This window comes from Thermococcus aciditolerans, assembly GCF_008152015.1.
Classification (GTDB): domain Archaea; phylum Methanobacteriota_B; class Thermococci; order Thermococcales; family Thermococcaceae; genus Thermococcus; species Thermococcus celericrescens.
Genome location: NZ_CP041932.1, coordinates 42,195 through 58,474, shown reverse-complemented (window position 1 = coordinate 58,474; position 16,280 = coordinate 42,195). Strand labels below are relative to the sequence as shown.

The 16,280-nt window shown below is 55.5% G+C and carries 16 protein-coding genes and 3 tRNA genes; 9 read left to right on the top strand and 10 right to left on the bottom strand.

Features of this window, described 5'->3' with window-relative positions:
• The first annotated feature begins 37 nt into the window (after positions 1–37).
• Positions 38–1,417 (top strand): ADP-specific phosphofructokinase, encoded by a 1,380-nt coding sequence (pfkC, locus tag FPV09_RS00340; RefSeq protein ID WP_210411138.1) that lies wholly within the window; start codon positions 38–40, stop codon positions 1,415–1,417.
• A gap of 67 nt (positions 1,418–1,484) precedes the next feature.
• Complete coding sequence (locus FPV09_RS00335; protein WP_246112276.1) at positions 1,485–2,801, top strand: ATP-binding protein; 1,317 nt, start codon at positions 1,485–1,487, stop codon at positions 2,799–2,801.
• Here FPV09_RS00335 and xerA read toward each other — a convergent pair.
• Both xerA and FPV09_RS00325 read right to left on the bottom strand, forming a co-directional pair.
• Positions 2,752–3,594, bottom strand: a complete 843-nt coding sequence (xerA, locus tag FPV09_RS00330; RefSeq protein WP_148881943.1) for a site-specific tyrosine recombinase/integron integrase — start codon at positions 3,592–3,594, stop codon at positions 2,752–2,754. The two genes, FPV09_RS00335 and xerA, sit on opposite strands and share 50 nt — an antisense overlap.
• A 1-nt stretch (position 3,595) precedes the next feature.
• The gene (locus FPV09_RS00325) at positions 3,596–4,492 is read right to left on the bottom strand and encodes a toprim domain-containing protein (RefSeq protein WP_148883560.1); all 897 of its coding nucleotides are present in this window, start codon (positions 4,490–4,492) and stop codon (positions 3,596–3,598) included.
• Between the two features lie 96 nt (positions 4,493–4,588).
• On the opposite strand from FPV09_RS00325, the gene FPV09_RS12105 reads away from it, so the two are divergent.
• Both FPV09_RS12105 and FPV09_RS12100 read left to right on the top strand, forming a co-directional pair.
• Complete coding sequence (locus FPV09_RS12105; RefSeq protein WP_148881942.1) at positions 4,589–4,771, top strand: hypothetical protein; 183 nt, start codon at positions 4,589–4,591, stop codon at positions 4,769–4,771.
• A 52-nt stretch (positions 4,772–4,823) separates the two neighbouring features.
• Positions 4,824–5,024 carry a glycosyltransferase gene (locus FPV09_RS12100; protein ID WP_148881941.1) on the top strand — a complete coding sequence of 67 codons (201 nt, stop codon included), beginning with the start codon at positions 4,824–4,826 and terminating at the stop codon, positions 5,022–5,024.
• Here the strand turns inward: FPV09_RS12100 and sfsA are convergent.
• Positions 4,957–5,661 (bottom strand): DNA/RNA nuclease SfsA, encoded by a 705-nt coding sequence (gene sfsA, locus FPV09_RS00310; RefSeq protein WP_148881940.1) that lies wholly within the window; start codon positions 5,659–5,661, stop codon positions 4,957–4,959. The two genes, FPV09_RS12100 and sfsA, sit on opposite strands and share 68 nt — an antisense overlap.
• A gap of 109 nt (positions 5,662–5,770) precedes the next feature.
• Here sfsA and FPV09_RS00305 point away from each other — a divergent pair, with 109 nt between their 5' ends.
• Entirely contained in the window at positions 5,771–6,817 is a 1,047-nt protein-coding gene (locus FPV09_RS00305; RefSeq protein WP_148881939.1) for a M42 family metallopeptidase, read from the top strand.
• Between the two features lie 196 nt (positions 6,818–7,013).
• On the opposite strand, the gene FPV09_RS00300 is transcribed toward FPV09_RS00305, so the two are convergent.
• On the bottom strand, positions 7,014–7,364 hold the full coding sequence (locus tag FPV09_RS00300; protein ID WP_148883559.1) for a hypothetical protein: 351 nt from the start codon (positions 7,362–7,364) through the stop codon (positions 7,014–7,016).
• 49 nt (positions 7,365–7,413) lie between these two features.
• Here FPV09_RS00300 and FPV09_RS00295 point away from each other — a divergent pair, with 49 nt between their 5' ends.
• On the top strand, positions 7,414–9,321 hold the full coding sequence (locus FPV09_RS00295) for a helicase C-terminal domain-containing protein (protein ID WP_148881938.1): 1,908 nt from the start codon (positions 7,414–7,416) through the stop codon (positions 9,319–9,321).
• Here FPV09_RS00295 and FPV09_RS00290 read toward each other — a convergent pair.
• The 3 genes from FPV09_RS00290 to FPV09_RS00280 all read right to left on the bottom strand — a co-directional run bounded on the left by FPV09_RS00290 (position 9,314) and on the right by FPV09_RS00280 (position 10,709).
• Positions 9,314–9,676 (bottom strand): hypothetical protein, encoded by a 363-nt coding sequence (locus tag FPV09_RS00290; protein WP_148883558.1) that lies wholly within the window; start codon positions 9,674–9,676, stop codon positions 9,314–9,316. The genes FPV09_RS00295 and FPV09_RS00290 overlap by 8 nt on opposite strands.
• Before the next feature lie 154 nt (positions 9,677–9,830).
• Positions 9,831–9,918: transfer RNA gene (locus FPV09_RS00285), tRNA-Leu, on the bottom strand.
• A 44-nt stretch (positions 9,919–9,962) separates the two neighbouring features.
• Complete coding sequence (locus tag FPV09_RS00280) at positions 9,963–10,709, bottom strand: DUF835 domain-containing protein (protein WP_148881937.1); 747 nt, start codon at positions 10,707–10,709, stop codon at positions 9,963–9,965.
• Positions 10,710–10,821: 112 nt separating this feature from the next.
• Between FPV09_RS00280 and FPV09_RS00275 the strand changes: the two genes are divergently transcribed.
• Both FPV09_RS00275 and FPV09_RS00270 read left to right on the top strand, forming a co-directional pair.
• Positions 10,822–10,899, top strand: a tRNA-Lys gene (locus tag FPV09_RS00275).
• Positions 10,900–10,968: 69 nt separating this feature from the next.
• Positions 10,969–12,261, top strand: a complete 1,293-nt coding sequence (locus tag FPV09_RS00270; RefSeq protein WP_148881936.1) for a DEAD/DEAH box helicase — start codon at positions 10,969–10,971, stop codon at positions 12,259–12,261.
• Positions 12,262–12,645: 384 nt separating this feature from the next.
• Here FPV09_RS00270 and FPV09_RS00265 read toward each other — a convergent pair.
• Positions 12,646–12,722, bottom strand: a tRNA-Val gene (locus FPV09_RS00265).
• Positions 12,723–12,772: 50 nt separating this feature from the next.
• On the opposite strand from FPV09_RS00265, the gene FPV09_RS00260 reads away from it, so the two are divergent.
• Positions 12,773–13,489 (top strand): hypothetical protein, encoded by a 717-nt coding sequence (locus FPV09_RS00260; RefSeq protein ID WP_246112275.1) that lies wholly within the window; start codon positions 12,773–12,775, stop codon positions 13,487–13,489.
• 41 nt (positions 13,490–13,530) lie between these two features.
• On the opposite strand, the gene tgtA is transcribed toward FPV09_RS00260, so the two are convergent.
• Both tgtA and FPV09_RS00250 read right to left on the bottom strand, forming a co-directional pair.
• The gene (gene tgtA / locus FPV09_RS00255; protein ID WP_148881935.1) at positions 13,531–15,270 is read right to left on the bottom strand and encodes a tRNA guanosine(15) transglycosylase TgtA; all 1,740 of its coding nucleotides are present in this window, start codon (positions 15,268–15,270) and stop codon (positions 13,531–13,533) included.
• A gap of 41 nt (positions 15,271–15,311) precedes the next feature.
• Entirely contained in the window at positions 15,312–16,220 is a 909-nt protein-coding gene (locus FPV09_RS00250) for an inorganic phosphate transporter (protein ID WP_148883556.1), read from the bottom strand.
• Between the last annotated feature and the right edge of the window lie 60 nt (positions 16,221–16,280).

Genomic DNA, 16,280 nt, shown 5'->3' with positions numbered 1-16,280 from the left:
CACATTTCTTAGGTGTTAGTCACTGAGGGTGATACATATGGGGCTCCTGGACGAGGCAAGGAAGCTTTCGGTATACACGGCCTACAACACGAACGTCGATGCGATAACCTTTCTGAAAGGGGAGATAGTGCAGAGGCTCATAGACGAGTTTGGGGCCGAGGCGGTCAGGAAAAGGATGGACGATTATCCCAGAGAGATAAACGAGCCCTTGGACTTCGTTGCCAGGCTGGTACACGCCCTCAAGACAGGCAAGCCGATGGCAGTGCCCCTTGTCAACGAGGAGCTCCACACGTGGTTCGACTCCCACTTCAAATACGACGTTGAGAGGATGGGCGGTCAGGCCGGAATCATAGCCAATCTCCTGGCCAATCTCGACTTCAGCAGGGTTGTAGTCTACACCCCACACCTTGCGAGAAAGCAGGCCGAGATGTTCGTGGACAAGCCGAACTTGCTTTATCCTGTGGTGGAGAACGGGGGGCTGACCTTCAAGCACCCCCGCGAGGCATACAGGGAGGGCGACCCGATAAAGGTGAACCGCATTTTTGAATTCCGCGCCGGAACAACCTTCAGGCTCGGGAATGAGACGATACGGGTTCCCTTCTCTGGCAGGTTCATAGTCTCCGCCCGCTTCGAGAGCATAAGGATTTACACCGAGCCCGAGCTGAAGCGGTTCTTGCCAGAGATAGGCCTTCAGGCTGACGGGGCAATCCTCTCTGGCTACCAGGGGATAAAGCTCCGCTATTCAGACGGCAAGGACGCGAACCACTACCTCAGAGAGGCCAAAAAGGACATACTCCTGCTCAAGCGGGAGAAGGACGTTAAGGTTCACCTCGAGTTCGCCTCGATACAGAACCGCGAGCTCAGGAAGAAGGTTATCTACAACCTCTTCCCCCTCGTTGACAGCGTCGGCATGGACGAGGCCGAGATAGCCCACGTCCTCAACACCCTCGGCTACTCCAAGCTCTCCGACAGGATTTTTACCTACAACCGCATTGAGGACACGGTTCTCGGCGGAAAAATCCTCATAGATGAGATGAACCTCGAGGTGCTCCAGATACACACGATTTACTACATCATGTACATCACCCACGCGGACAACCCGCTGAGCGAGGACGAGCTGAGGAGCAGTCTTGAGCTCGCAACAACCCTGGCCGCTGCTCGCGCCTCCCTTGGGGAAATCCGCTCGCCCGAGGACTTCAAGGTGGGCACCAGCGTACCGTACAACGAGCGCGGAGAGTACGTCAAACTGCGCTTCGAGGAGGCGAAGAGGCGCTTGAGAACCAGGGAGTACAAGGTCGTCATAATCCCGACGAGGCTCGTCAAGAACCCGGTCTCAACGGTCGGCCTGGGCGACACCATCTCTGCGGGGGCCTTCACGTGCTACCTCGCGATGCTGAGGAAGAAGGGGGAGCTTTGAATATCCAATTTTTTGGTACGGTATGGCGTACCAAATCTTTATAAATATTGGTATCCCATACTGTACCATGGAGCCAGACGACATCAAACGCTACATCCGCCTTTTCCATGAGAGGGATTTGCCAAAAGTTGTGGAGAGGGAGCTAAAGCCTTCCCTGAATCCGGGGAAGGCAACGGTAATAATTGGCCCAAGGCGCTCCGGGAAGACGTACCTCCTCTATTCGATGGTTGGGGAGGAAAGGGAACGCTACGTTTACCTGAACTTTGAGAACCCGCTCCTGTTCGGGATAACTGGACGGGACTTTCCGGGAATTGTTGATGCCTACTTTGACCTCTATCCGGAGAACGTTGGGAGAGAGGTCTTCTTCCTTCTTGACGAGATTCAAAATGTTCCCGACTGGGAAATCGGTGTAAGGTATTTGCTTGATGAGGATTTCATGGTTGCGGTTACGGGTTCGTCCTCGCGGCTGCTCTCGAGGGAGGTCGCGACCCAGCTGAGAGGACGCGGGATTTCGTACACCCTCCTTCCCCTCTCGTTCATGGAGTTCCTCCGATTCAAGGGGGTGGACTTTAAAAAGCGCGACCTCTACGGCAGAAAGGTGCACACGATAAAAAAACTTCTGGAGGAGTACCTAAAATACGGCGCCTTTCCAGAGGTGGCCCTGCTCGGCGATAAGGTCAGAATCCTCGAAGAATACCTTTCGGTGATGATAACGAAGGACGTCGTAGAGAGGCACGGGATAAGGAACGTGGCCCTTATTGAGGCCCTTGTCAAGCTTCTGCTTTCGAACTACGCGAAGTACACCTCGTACAGCTCAATTCACCGCTTCCTTAAGTCCGAGTTCGGAACATCAAAAACGACGGTCCTTGAGTACCTCAGAGCCCTTGAGGACTCGTTCTTCGTCTTCTTCCTTCCGAAGTTTGCCCGCTCCGAAAAAGAGTCCCTCCGAGCCCCCAAGAAGGTTTACCTCGTTGATACCGGCCTGGCCCTTTTCTCAAGGAAAGACCCCGCAAGGGATATGGAAAATGCCGTGTTCCTTGAGCTTCTCAGAAGGAAGCACTATCTGAACCCGCTTCTCAACGTTCACTACTACGGAGGTTCCGGTGAGAAGGAAGTTGATTTCGTCGTCTCAGAGTCGGGGAGGGTTGTGGAACTGATTCAGGTGACCCTGAGCCTTAATGATGCACGGGAGCGGGAGCTGTCTGCCCTATCCATGGCCGGTAGAAATCTTGGCTGCGAGAACCTCACGGTTGTGACGCTTGGGGAAGAGGAAATCATTGAAAGGGACGGCCTCAGAATAAACGTCCTTCCCCTCTGGAAGTTCCTGCTGGGGCTCACTCCATCAGCCCCTCTATCAGCCTCGCCTTCTCCTGCGCCTTCCTGAGATGTTCGACGGTAACCTTGGTGTAAATCTGCGTCGTTGAGAGGTTCGAGTGGCCGAGGAGCTCCTGAATGGCCCTTATATCGACGCCGTTTTCGAGCATGTGAGTCGCGAAGCTGTGGCGGAGCTTGTGGGGCGTGACATCAACGCCGGCCCTGACGCCGTAGCGCTTCAGGAGGTACCACACGGTTTTGGTGGAGAGCCTGTCCTTTTCCCTGCGCCTGTCCTCAACGATTAGGTACTCGCTGTCGTCGGAGCGCGTTTCGAGGTATGCCCGTATCTCCCTCGCAAGGAACTCCGGGATGGGTATGACGCGGTCCTTGGCACCCTTGCCGCCCCGAACCACGATGGTGGAGCGCTCCAGGTCAACGTCGCGCCTCTTGAGGTTACACAGCTCGCTGACGCGCAGACCGGCGCCGTAGAGGAGGAGAACTATAAGCCTATCGCGCTTTTTTGTCGGCGGAATAACCGAGAGAAGCCTCTTAACCTCATCGCGCGTCAGAGCCTTCGGAAGACTCCTGGGAACCTTTGGGGGCTTGAGCTTCTCAGCCTCTTCATCGTAGCCCTCGAAGCGGAAGTAGGAGCGCAGGGCCTGAACCACGAGGTTGAGGCTCCTGTTGGAGTAGCCTTCCTTTCTAAGCCTCGCGAGAAAACGGAGGGCGGAGCGGGCGTTTGGGGAGCCGCCCCACTCCAGATACCGGCGCACGTAGTAGGAGTACATCCTAATCGTGTTCGGACTCTTCCCCTCGAGGTCGAGGTATGTCTCGTACTCCTCCATCAGCTCAGGGACTTCCATCTCACAGCCCCTTCAGAAGCCCCTCAATGTCCTCGGGCTTTACTTCGGCGTTCTCAACGACCTCCGGCTCGCTTCGCTTGGGCTCGAGGGTTTTCGGGGGCTCTTCAACCGGTGGCTTGGGCGGCTTGGGAAGCTCCTCTTTTATACTCAGGCTTAGGTAGACCGTCTTCAGCAGTTCCTCCACGAGTTCCTTCTCTTCGGCGAAGATGTAGCCCTGTCCGACTATCACCTTACCCGCCAGGCCGAGCTTCTTCACGGCCAGGGCTATGACCCCCTCGTCCGGAACCGGCTCCGCAGGGAAGAGAGACTTCCAGGCATCATCTATTCTGCGGGGTCTGCTCTTTTTCTCCAGCAGTTCTCTCAATCCCTCGTTCTCGTTTCTAACCCTAACATATTCGGCGTGAAGCTCCTCATACTTTTCCTGGAGCTCCCCATGCTCCTTTTCAAGGTTCTCGTATTCCTGAGCCAGCAGGTCGTACTGTCCCTTCACATCCAGCAGCTGTTTCCTCAGCTCCACGTATCCGGGGAGAAGCTGGAGGGTCTTCAACCCCGCCCGGACGAGGGTGTTCTTGAGCTCCTTCCTGACGAGCTCAACGTCAACGTGCTCGAGATCGTGGCCGAGGGGGAGCTTCATCCTTTCAACGTGCCCGACCATCTCCCCCAGCTCGCTGAAGAGCCTCTCGGCCAGGTCCCTTCCGACCCTGTCGGCGTCGGTCGCTATGATGAGAAGATCAGCGCCCGCGGCGGCGCTCTTCGCTATCTCAACGTTGGTCGTCGGGATTATCGCGGAAATCGTGATGTTGTACTCGCTTCCCAAAGCCAAGCCCTGAAGGGCCTTACTTACAACCTCAACGTCGCTCGCACCTTCCACGAGGATTCTAACATCGACTATGGCCATATACATCACCTGACTTTCTCTCCCCCTTCGGGTTTAAAACGCTTCCGCGTTGAGGGCAGGTTTATAAGACGTTGGTATGTACACTACAGAAGGGAAATGGATATAAACCCACCTCCCCCCGGCGATACGGTAATCGCAGCGGCACATGCCATATTCGCCTTCGCCGTAATCGTCATCTATCCAATATTCGTCTACTACATAGTTCTCACAATCGCAGGTCTGAGGTACAACTCCAAGTTCAGACAGCCTCCGATTCCAAAGGATCTGCCGCCGTTATGATAATGATAACCGCCAGAAACGAGGGCTGGTTATACGGAGTACCCTGCTGGCGATGGCAAACCTCGACTACCTGAAGGATAAACTTGAGATTCTCCTCCTGGACGACGGCTCCACGGACGACACGGTGAGGATAGCCGAGGAGGTTGCGCCAAGAAGGTGTGGTACAAGACTCCACGAACGGCGGTTTAGAGCTCGATCTCAAGGCTCGGCCTCTCAAGAACGACCCTCCCATCGGGCAGGAGAGAGATGCTGAGCGCGTGGATTTCAACGCCCTCCTTCCAGGCCTCTTTAAGGAGCCTCGCTATCTCCGGATCGCCCCTCTCGTAGGGCCTGAACTTCTCAACGCCCGGCATCGCGCCGATGAAGAAAATCATGGCCCTCTTTCCTGCCCTCGACAGCTCTATAAGCTCCCTGATGTGTTTCTGCCCCCTGACGCTTGGACAGTCTGGGTACATCGCGTAATCCCCTTTTTCACCTCCGCGCAGGACGGCGCTCTTCATCTCGGCGTAGACCTCACCCTCCGGGCACTCGAAGAGGTAATCAAGGCGCGATTTGCCGACCGTGATTTCCTTCCGCTTTAGCCGGCAGTTCTCCAGCCATGGTATCAAACCAAGCTCCACCGCCCGCTCGAAGGCTTTGGCCTGGGTTCGCGTGTCTATCACCGCCCCCCTTTCATCAAAATCCTCAAAGGCGACCAGAAAGAAGTCCGTCTTTCCGCCGGTCTTGGGCGTGCAGAAGGCTTTCCTGCCCGGAACCATGAACTCCTCCAATCGACCCGTGTTGGTTACTAGGGCTCTCCTCTCCTCACCATCAACCTCGACCAGCGCCACGAAGCGGTTGAGCCTTTTGCGGAAGATGCAGGGGACTACGTTAAGCCTAAGCAACTCCATGTGGGATGTTCCTCCCCGAAGCTAAAAAGTCTTTGGGATGGCACCTAAAACCTTAAATATCCCTGACATGAGCATTTAGATGGAAATCTAAACGAAAGGGGTGGTTGTGATGGTTGACTACGAACTTCTCAAAAAGATTATAGAGGCGCCGGGTGTTTCCGGCTACGAGTTCCTCGGCGTCAGGGACGTTGTTATCGAGGCTTTCAAGCCCTACGTCGACGAGATAACCGTCGACAAGCTCGGAAACGTTATCGCCCACAAGAAGGGCAAGGGCCCGAAGGTCATGCTCGCCGGACACATGGACCAGATCGGCCTCATGGTGACCCACATCGAGAAGAACGGCTTCCTCCGCGTTGCACCGGTTGGCGGTGTTGACCCAAGGACGCTCATCGCCCAGCGCTTCAAGGTCTGGGTCGGCCCGAACGAGTTCGTCTATGGCGTCGGTGGAAGCGTTCCGCCGCACATCCAGAAGCCAGAGCAGAGGAACAAGGCCCCAACCTGGGACGAGGTCTTCATAGACATAGGCGCCGAGAGCAAGGAAGAGGCCGAGGAGATGGGAGTTAAGATAGGCACCGTCATCACCTGGGACGGAAGGCTTGAGAGGCTCGGCAAGCACAGGCTTGTCAGCATCGCCCACGACGACAGGATAGCGGTTTACATCCTCGTCGAGGCCGCGAGGCAGCTGGCCGAGACCGATGCTGATGTCTACTTCGTCGCCACCGTCCAGGAGGAGGTCGGTCTCCGCGGTGCGAAGGTCTCGTCCTTCGGCATAGACCCCGACTACGGCTTCGCCCTCGATGTCACCATAGCCGCCGACGTTCCTGGAACTCCTGAGCACAAGCAGATAAGCCAGCTCGGAAAGGGCGTCGCGATTAAGATAATGGACCGCTCCGTCATCTGCCACCCGACAATCGTCCGCTGGATGGAAGAGATAGCCAAGAAGCACGAGATTCCCTACCAGTGGGACATCCTCACCGGCGGTGGAACCGACGCGGGAGCGATACACCTCAACAAGGCCGGCGTCCCGAGCGGCGGAATAAGCATTCCGGCTCGCTACATCCACTCCAACACGGAAGTCGTTGACGAGCGCGACGTCGATGCAGCCGTTAAGCTGACCGTCAAGGTTCTTGAGGAGATTCCGGAGCTGAAGCTCTGAGCTTTCCTCCGTTTTTTCATCGTTTTCCATCGCCAACTTTAAAAACTCGTTCGAGTACATTCTGGGGACAAATGTACAAGGGTGCGCCCCATGGAATCAAGGACGGCAGAGGTGCCCTTCTCGGCAGGGTGGGAGGCGCTTGTGGGGGCAGAGGATTTTGAGGGGATAGATGCGAGGGAAGAGTACGTCATCAGGATCAGGGAGTAGCCCCTTCGCTTTCTTCCGTCTCCGAGGTCCTTTCGGAGGGCTCCTCGGGGGAGCCGGCTTCGGCCTCTGGATTCGAGCTTCTGGAAACCACGGGGATCACAGGCTCACTGGCGGCTTCCTCCCTCCTAGCGAGCTCTTTCTCGAACTTGTTCCACTCGTACCAGAAGAACAGAATCCCAAGAATCACTCCGATGAGGATGAACGGGGATCTGGAGGGCAACGGGAGTCCACGGTGCCACCGGTAGAGCAGGTAGTTCTGATAGAGGAACAGGTATCCCAGCCACGTCACCACGAGGGCCTCGACAGTGTATTCAATGAGCCTGCTCGTCTTTTCGTCCATTACTGTCACCTTGGGAAAAGTTAAAAGCGAGCCGTTAAAACTCTTTCCCATGACCGACTACTTTCCATACGAAAACCTGCGACCGAACCAGCGCGATTTCATAGAACTGGTCTCAAAGGCAGTTGAAAACGGAGAAAACGTCATCATCGAGGCGCCCACAGGATTCGGAAAGACCGTGAGCGTTCTGGCTGGAGTACTCCCCCACGCCAAGGAAATGGGCTACAAGGTGCTCTACCTGGCCAGAACCCACAGGCAGATGGACAGGGTCATAGAGGAGCTGAAGGCGATAAGCAGGAAGAGCCCCGTTTCCGGCGTTGAGCTCAGGAGCAGGAAGGACCTCTGCCTGCACACGTACCTCACCCAGTTCACGAGCGACGCCTACACCGCCATGGTCGTCTGCAAGAACCTCAAGAAGATGGGCAAGTGCGAGTTCTACGAGAATGAAAAGAAGAAAAAGGCGGAGTTCGACGAGCTGGTGCGCTTCTTCCTCGGAGAGCCGAGTCACCCCGCGGAGATACTCGACTACTCGCAGACCCTGGAGCTGTGCCCCTACGATTTAACCAAGAGGATAGCGGAGAAGGCGGACGTGATAGTCGCCAGCTACCTCTATCTCCTCAGCCCCACCATACGGGAGAACTTCATAAGCTCCCTGGACCTCGATTACTCCGACCTCATAGTCGTCTTTGACGAGGCCCACAACCTTCCGGATCAGGCGATTTCAGCACTCAGCGATAAAATAAGCATAAACACAATCAACAGGGCAATAAAAGAGGCCGACGAGTACAACGAGCACGAGATAGCAAACTTCCTGAGCATCCTAGGCAGGGGGCTGGAGATACTGTTCCAGGAAAAACTGGCGGGCAGGGACGTCCAGGAGACCGCCATACAGCCTGAGCTGGTGTTCTCTCACGTTGTCGATGTCCTTGGATTGGACACGAGATGGCTCGTCAAGACACTCAACGACATGGTGGCGGTCGGGGATTCGATAAGGGAGGACAGGATAGAAAAGGGCAAACCTCCTCGCTCTTACATTGGGCGCGTCGGCGAGTTCCTTCTCCTGTGGCTCTCTCTCATCGGGAGGGAGGACTACCTGTTCCTCCTGAGCAGGGACAGGGGGCTGAGCCTCGAGCTCGTTGCCCTCGATCCATCCAAGGCCCTGGGCTTCATAAAGGATGTCCAGAGCGCGATATTCATGTCCGGAACGCTCACCCCGCTTGAGGCCTTCCGCGATGTCATGGGCGTGGAAAACGCCCGCCTGAAGAAGTTCCCGAGGATGGTAAAGCGCGAGAACGCCCAGGTTCTGGTGGCCAAAGACGTCTCGACGAGGGGCGATGAGCGCTCGCTCCAGGTTTACAGGAAGATGGTGGACTACATAGTGGAAGCGGCAAGGATAATCCCGAAGAACGTCGGGGTTTTCGCGGCATCCTACGAGGTTCTCCAGGGTCTTCTATCGGCGAACCTCCAGGTTAGGCTGGAGGAGACGGGAAAAGCAGTCTTCATCGAGAAGCAGGGTGTCTCTTCGGCTGAGAACGACCTCATGGTCGCCCAGTTCAAGGCCCACGCGAGGGGCAACGGGGCAGTCCTGCTCGGCGTGATGGGCGGCAGGAACAGCGAGGGACAGGACTACAGCGGGGACGAAATGAACGGTGTGGTGCTCGTCGGAATCCCTTACGCGAGGCCAACGCCGAGGGTTCAGGCCAGGATAAGGTACTTCGAACGCAAGTTCCCGGAGAAGGGCAGGTACTACGGCTACTACCTGCCGGCCCACAGAAAGCTCGTCCAGGCTGCGGGAAGGGTGCACCGTTCGGCGGAGGAGAAGGGTTCAATAGTGGTCCTCGACTACCGCCTGCTCTGGAGAGGGATAAAGAAAGACCTGCCGGACTGGATGGTGGAAACGGTGAGACCCGTTGATCTGGGAAGAATGCGGCTCTACCTCAAGAGGTTCTGGGCTACCTAACTGTGAACTCCCTCTCCACCCTAATTTTGGCGCCCTTCACGTACGCAAACTTAACGACCTTGTAGCGTCCGGGAGGCAGATCGACGGGGATGCGCTGTTCGATGGTCTCGCCGGGAATTAAAACAATCCTCCGGTTCAAAAAAACTATTTCCGGATCCAGCTTCTGCCAAAATCCGATGTACTCATACAGCTCAATCTCATTGTCAATCTCAACCTTCACAGTGTTCGGGTTGGATACCCAGAGAACCAGTTCCCCTTTGCGCGGTTTAACCTCGATGTCCAGCTCAACCTCTAGGGGAGTTCCAACGGTTATGACGCCCACACTGTCCTTACTGGGGATTTTTATTATCTTCATCGCCACTAAATGATGTGTTTCTAACGATAAATGTTTCGGTACACACAAATTTTGACACACATTCTCAGGAGTTCTTTCTGCAGTACAACCTGAAACAACCGTGTTAACACTTAAACTCCAGGTGAAGATTCTCCAGAACCAGAAAAGCGCCGTTTGGTGCGGGGGCGGGGATTTGAACCCCGGAACCCCTACGGGACGGGACCCTCAATCCCGCGCCTTTGACCAGGCTTGGCAACCCCCGCGTCGCCAAACTATAAGGCTCGGGGAGCCTTTATAAAGTTTACGGTCACATGGGGAGCTTTCTGAACTCCCTCTCAAGCAGGGTTACCATCTTTTCGCCCAGCGTCTCGGGGGAAGCGATTATAACCAGCCCAGCACCTTTAGTCAGCAGTATATCCTTCATGTGGAGAACAAAGCGCAGAACAGCCTCCTCCCCATTGTGCAGCACAAGATAATCCACACTGTCCAGTATAACAAAGGTATCCCTGTCAACGCTCGTTGTTACCGCATGGAGAAGCGGTGCGAGGGCAGTGGGAGACACCACATTCGATCCCCCAACGTTGCTGATCCAGATGTAGGAGGCACCACAGCGCATGTATACCTCCGGGAGGCGGGTAACGCCGAGAATTTTCTTGCCGGAGAGGAGGCGTAAAACCGAGGCAACCGACATCGATCTTACGAGGTACGGCCCGGGTGAGATGATGGACGTGCCGTCAAAAACAACGTGGGGCTCGACGTGTGTTGCAATTGCCCGCCTCGTGGTGATGGAACACACCATGACAATGCCCATACCGAGGGCAACTAGGACGTCGTCCAGAATCTTCAGAAACTCCGAGGATACTACATCATTAAGCACGTTGACCCCATAACCCAGCAGAAGTAGCAGGCTTCCGAAGACAAGGGCACGAAAAACGCCCTCACCAAGGGTGTCTCTGATAACCCTCCGTACAGCCATGAAGGAGTAAATCGCCCCCATCACCGCAACAAATGCCACAACCTCTGCCGCAAGTTTCACATATTCGTAAGTGATCATCGTTTCAACATGAGGGTCAGGGTTTATATCCTTTTCGCGAGGGTAAGATGTGGCTTTTGAAGCCCTACCGAAAAATTTATAAAGCCACCTCCCGTCTATGGTTTCGGGTTGAGGGCCGGTAGCTCAGCATGGTTAGAGCGCGGGACTCTTAATCCCGTGGTCGGGGGTTCGAATCCCCCCCGGCCCGCCAGACCGCGTTTCTTCTCGACGCGTTCCGTTTGAGAAGGGATGCGTTTGAGTAACGTAAGGAGTTAGGAAAATGAGTTTTGAAAGCTTAGGCTTATCGGAGGCCACGTTAGTGGCCGTCAGGCAGAAGGGCTTCTCAAGTCCGACGGATATTCAAAGGGAGGTAATCCCGCGCCTTCTATCTGGCGACGTCGATATAATCGGCCAGTCCCAGACAGGGACGGGAAAAACAGCAGCATTTGCGCTCCCGATAATCGAGGCGATCGATCCGAAGATAAGGGCCGTTCAGGCGATAATCCTCACGCCCACGAGGGAGCTTGCCCTCCAGGTGGCGGATGAAATCAAGAGCCTCCGCGGGAGGAAGAGGGTTTACGTTTACGCCGTCTACGGCGGCCAGCCGATAGGACCGCAGATAAGGGCCCTTGAGCGGGGGACTCATGTCGTAGTTGGAACCCCTGGCAGAGTTCTCGACCACATAAGGCGCGGAACCCTCGACCTGAGCGGGGTGAAGTTCTTCATCCTCGATGAGGCCGACAGGATGCTCGACATGGGATTCATAGACGATATAGGGGCGATTTTCAGGGAGACGCCGAGAAAGAAGCGTGTGCTGATGTTCTCCGCTACGATGCCGCCGGAGATAAAGAGGCTCGCGAGGCGCTACATGGGTGACTACGAGGTGGTAAGCGTCAGCAGCGACGAGCTCGTCCCGGAGATGGTGGATCAGGAGTACATAGAGGTTGTCCCGGCGAGGAAGCTCACGATGCTCAGGAAGATACTCGACGGCACCGGGGACTTCTACGGGATAGTCTTCTGCGCCACCAAGAGGGAAACCCGGGAGCTCAGTGAGAAGCTCAGGAGGGCTGGCTACAGCGCCGAGGCACTCAACGGCGACATGAGCCAGGCCGCACGTGAGAGAACTTTCTGGCGCTTCAAGACCAAAAAAACCAGGGTTCTCGTTGCGACTGACGTCGCCGCCAGGGGCCTCGATGTGCAGGACATAAACTACGTCGTGAACTACTCCCTGCCCATGACGGCCGAGGACTACGTCCACAGGATAGGCAGAACCGGCAGGATGGGAAAGAAAGGAAAGGCGATGACCTTCATAATGCCCGGCGAGTTCAGGAGGCTCCGCTACATCGCCCAGACTGCGGGTGTTGAGATACGCAAGTCCGAGCTGAGCGAGGAAATTCCGCGCGAGTACCGCGAGAGGTATGAGAGGGAGAACCAGAGGAACCACGGTTCAAGAGGCTACTCCAGAAACTCGGGCCGCTCGAGGAGCTACGGCAGGGACGGAAGGAGCAAGAAGGGTGGAAGAAGCAGAAGGAGAAACTACTCCGACGGCTACTCCCACGATTACCGCTATTGAGTAGCCAGGTAGATGGTGACGACCAGGTCGTTGCCCTCTATCTCAACCCATATTCAGACCGCACCGCTCTTCTTAAAGCCCCCTCAATTTTGTGAGGATTGAAAGTACAGGAAACTTTGCCCTGCAAAGTTTGATCAAAATATCCCTTTTTGTCAAATTAGCTGGAGCCTAAAGCGTGCACATTAAAATCGCCCGTATGATGAAGGTTTAGCTTTAAAACAGGATGTTAAACAGGTTTCACTTTTTATTCTGGCGTTCTTTGACGCCTTGAGAGAGTGAAACGCTGTGGAACCGTTAATTGAAGAGTAAACCCACTTGAGAATCAAGCACGTCAGAATTGCACGCACTCTTTCCGTCAACGCTTTGCGAAGCAAAGGGTTGTTATGGTGGGCCCGCGGGGATTCGAACCCCGGACCTCCACCTTGTAAGGGTGGCGTCATAACCATCTAGACCACGGGCCCACCCACCTTCGGGAACGCTGGAAAATTTATAACGTTTTCGCATTACTATCTTGGGGATTGGCATGGATAGGATTAAACTCCTCGCGGGTCTCTCGGCGGGTCTCATTCTAATCGCAACGGGAGCAACTTGGGCCATCACGAGAGACATCAACACGACCATCGTAATCCTCACGCTTGCATCGACCCTTGCCACGGTGATGATGGCGGTGACAATCTACGAACTTGACATAGCGCTGAAGGAACTTAACTTCGAAGCAGTCAGCGAGGTTTACGAAATGATGGACGAGAACCTCAAGAAAAACATAAGCAAAATCAAACGATGGCACGCGGAGGACCTCCAAGCGGGACGGATTTCTGGCGGAGTGCTTGTTGGTCCTGCAAGGGACGATTTCCTAAAAGATGAAGAAAAGGTAAAAGCAGTAAGCGACGCAAGCAGAGTTCTCAACCGCGTCGGTTACTTCATCTACCGCGACTTCGTTGGAGACTGGTTCATTCAGGAGCAGTACGCGGGTTTAATCTTGGAATCCTTCTTAGCAATGAGACCGTATCTCAAGGCTCTACGGGACAGCAGGGAGTGCGAAGGCAACGAGGAGTGTGAAAACGGCCCCTGGTTCCTGAGGCGTTTTTATCTCCTTCTCGTCGTGATTAGCTACCAATACTTGTGCAAGAACTTCAATAAAAACTGTGAGAAGGTCTTTGAGAAGTACAAGGAGTCCGTAGGGAAACCAGTTCCTTCAAAATGGCTCGCCGATGATGTCAAAAGCTGACTGAAAAAGAAGGGATACAAAGAGTATCTGAAGGAAAATGCTTAACCGACTCCCCTTCTCACCTTCACCGCCAGACCGCTCTCAAAGACCTTCATCTCCTCGCTGTTGAGCAGTGTTTGGCCCGTCGCGAGAAGCTCATCGCGCTCGTTCACCACCAAAACCTCGTCGTAGGGCCTTATCTCCGGATCGGCGTCCACCACAAACTTGGCGAAGACGTTTTTTCCACGCTTCGCGAACGGCTCCGCATCTGAATTGACCACTACCCTCATCCTCGGGAACGACAGAACCTCGTGGAGTCTCCTGGCGCCCTCGATGCCAAGGGTTAAGAGACCGTCCTCAGCCCTGAAGGTCGCGAGGTGCTTGCCCTTCGCTTTAACCTGCCTTGGCATGCCCGTCTTCCTTGAAAGCTCGACGAATGCATCTCTGAACGCCTCGCCGGCCCCTTCGCCGAACTGGTACTCGGCTATGGCCATGATGTAGCTCCTCGCCTCTCCTTTGGTGGGCTTGGTTATGGTGAAGTCCTCCTCGCCCTCGCTCTGGGCGAAGGGGTAGCTGAGGCTGAGGTACCTCGGAATCTCGCCGAAGATTGGGTGGTTCACTCTCTCCGGGAACTTCTTGGCGACCCTTTCAGCTCTCTCTTTAGCGCGCTGGACTATTGGCCAGCTCATCGCTTCCTCGCTGACCTTGAAGAAGGCGCTCGCCTTGGTTACCGGCTCGTTCTCCTCAAGGTAATCCCTGTACTCCAGCAGTCTCTTGTAGGCGGCGAACATCTTCGGGTGACTCCTCGCTCTCTCATCGACGAGCTCCCAGAGTGTTCCCTCCTTTATCGCCTGCTTGACCCTGTTGAGCTCCTCGCGGATTACCCAGAGGTTGTGCAGAGCCAGAAGCCTCGTCCTCTCTTCCTTCGGCATCTCGCGGAGTTCCTGAGGCGTGTAGCGTGAGCACACCGGGCAGGAGCACGGGAAGTACTCCAGCTCTTCAAGCCTCTTGGTGCCTTCGGGCGTCAGGTAGCGGTCGTCCTTGGCGTAGAGGGCGTAGCTCGCCGAGTCGAAGAGGTCAATCCCCATCGCCACAGCCAGGGCGAAAATCATTGGGTGACCGGCACCGAACAGGTGAACCGGCCTGTCCGGCCTTAAACCGAGCTTTGAAGCTATCACCACGTCCACCAGGTCTCTGTAGCGGTAGCTCTCCATCAGCGGGACGACTGCTCCGACCGGGTGAATCTCGAAGTTCATCTCGCTGAGCTTTTTAGCGGCGTAGGTTCTCAGGTCCGGATAGGTGGAGCCCTGGACTGCCGCGTTCATCGCAATGTTCTTGACTTCCTCGGCTTCCTTCGCCCTCTCCAGCGTTATCCTGAGGTCTTCCTCGGCCTTTTCTCTCGGAGCATCCGGTGGAGTTGGGATGTCGAGGAACGTGCCTATGTCGACGCCTGTCCTTTCCTGAAACTCGATTATCTCCCTGTTCGTAACGTCCACGCCGCCGTAGCGCATGAGCTGGAAAGAGCCGGAATCGACCTCGATGATACCGTCGTAGTCGAGAAGCCTGTGGATTCCCACATCGAGGGCTTTCTCTCTGAGTTCGGGCGTCTTGTAGATGATGTAGGAGTTGGTGATCACCATTCCAAAGCCCATTTCCTTGAGTTCCTTCGGCGTCACTATCAGCTGCTTCGGGTTGATGACCGGCATTATGGCGGGGGTCTCTATCGTTTTTCCGTTAACGGTCAGCTTTCCTATTCTTCCAGCGGCGTCTCTCGCCTTGATCTCAAACTTGAACTCGACCATCTCTCAACACCGCTAAGCCCTTCGGTGGGGGGTTTAAAAGCCTAAGCCAAAAACGTGATGAGAACGTAGGATATCGCACCCGCGAAAACCGGGGCTATTATCCAGCCCTTCACGATCCCCATGAGGAGTTTAAGGTTCACATGCTCGCCCTTGTAGAGGCCCAGACCACTTATGGCCCCAACTATGGCCTGACCCGAGCTGACCGGCAGGCCTATTAGGTTGGCCGCGCTGACGGCCAAAGATGCTCCAAACTGACTTGAAAAGGCAGAAGTTGGCCCAAGAGGGGAGATGTCCCTCCCGACCGTCATCATCACGTCGTAGCTGAAGGTCAGCGCCCCCAGGGTAAGGATGAGTGCTAGAATAAGCTTAAACGGACCGTCCACGCCGAGACCTTCCATCAGTCCGGCCACGTTCGAAAGCTCGTTGGCGCCGAGGTTGAAGGCTGAAAAGGCCGCCGCCGTGAAGACAAGCCATTTCTGAGTCAGTTCAAGGTTCCGCAGACACTTTATCCTTCTCAGCAGGGGCTTGTAGAGCCTGTAGACCGCCACCGCAAAGAGCGCAGCCACGATTGGTGAGAGAACCCACGCCGATGCTATCCTGCCGACCGTCCCCCAGTCAACCGGCAGCCCGAGGGCGAGGGAAGCCCCCACGAGACCGCCTATTATGGACTGGGTCGTTGAGATAGGCCTTCCCCAGAGGCTCGCGAGGGTTACGGCAGAGGCCGCGCTGAAGAGGACGAGACCGACCTCACCCGCGGACATGCCCTCGGCGAGCCCGGAAACCGTTCCGGAAACGCCAGAACCTCCAAGAAAAACGCCCAGAGTTGTGAATACCCCTATGAGGAGCACGGCTCTTTTGAAGCCGAGCACGCCCGAGCCAACGGCGGTTCCAACGGCCTTTGCACTGTCGTTTGCGCCTATCGCCCACGCCATGAAGAGCGCCGTTATCATCGTCATCACTATATTCTATTTGTTGGCCCATAATCTATATAGTCTATGTAGTACGGAAGT

Coding starts and splice junctions, on each gene's coding strand:
- pfkC (WP_210411138.1), top strand. CDS start 38: ATGGGGCTCCTGGACGAGGCAAGGAAGCTTTCGGTATACACGGCCTAC.
- FPV09_RS00335 (WP_246112276.1), top strand. CDS start 1,485: ATGGAGCCAGACGACATCAAACGCTACATCCGCCTTTTCCATGAGAGG.
- xerA (WP_148881943.1), bottom strand. CDS start 3,594: ATGGAAGTCCCTGAGCTGATGGAGGAGTACGAGACATACCTCGACCTC.
- FPV09_RS00325 (WP_148883560.1), bottom strand. CDS start 4,492: ATGGCCATAGTCGATGTTAGAATCCTCGTGGAAGGTGCGAGCGACGTT.
- FPV09_RS12105 (WP_148881942.1), top strand. CDS start 4,589: ATGGATATAAACCCACCTCCCCCCGGCGATACGGTAATCGCAGCGGCA.
- FPV09_RS12100 (WP_148881941.1), top strand. CDS start 4,824: ATGGCAAACCTCGACTACCTGAAGGATAAACTTGAGATTCTCCTCCTG.
- sfsA (WP_148881940.1), bottom strand. CDS start 5,661: ATGGAGTTGCTTAGGCTTAACGTAGTCCCCTGCATCTTCCGCAAAAGG.
- FPV09_RS00305 (WP_148881939.1), top strand. CDS start 5,771: ATGGTTGACTACGAACTTCTCAAAAAGATTATAGAGGCGCCGGGTGTT.
- FPV09_RS00300 (WP_148883559.1), bottom strand. CDS start 7,364: ATGGACGAAAAGACGAGCAGGCTCATTGAATACACTGTCGAGGCCCTC.
- FPV09_RS00295 (WP_148881938.1), top strand. CDS start 7,414: ATGACCGACTACTTTCCATACGAAAACCTGCGACCGAACCAGCGCGAT.
- FPV09_RS00290 (WP_148883558.1), bottom strand. CDS start 9,676: ATGAAGATAATAAAAATCCCCAGTAAGGACAGTGTGGGCGTCATAACC.
- FPV09_RS00280 (WP_148881937.1), bottom strand. CDS start 10,709: ATGATCACTTACGAATATGTGAAACTTGCGGCAGAGGTTGTGGCATTT.
- FPV09_RS00270 (WP_148881936.1), top strand. CDS start 10,969: ATGAGTTTTGAAAGCTTAGGCTTATCGGAGGCCACGTTAGTGGCCGTC.
- tgtA (WP_148881935.1), bottom strand. CDS start 15,270: ATGGTCGAGTTCAAGTTTGAGATCAAGGCGAGAGACGCCGCTGGAAGA.
- FPV09_RS00250 (WP_148883556.1), bottom strand. CDS start 16,220: ATGATAACGGCGCTCTTCATGGCGTGGGCGATAGGCGCAAACGACAGT.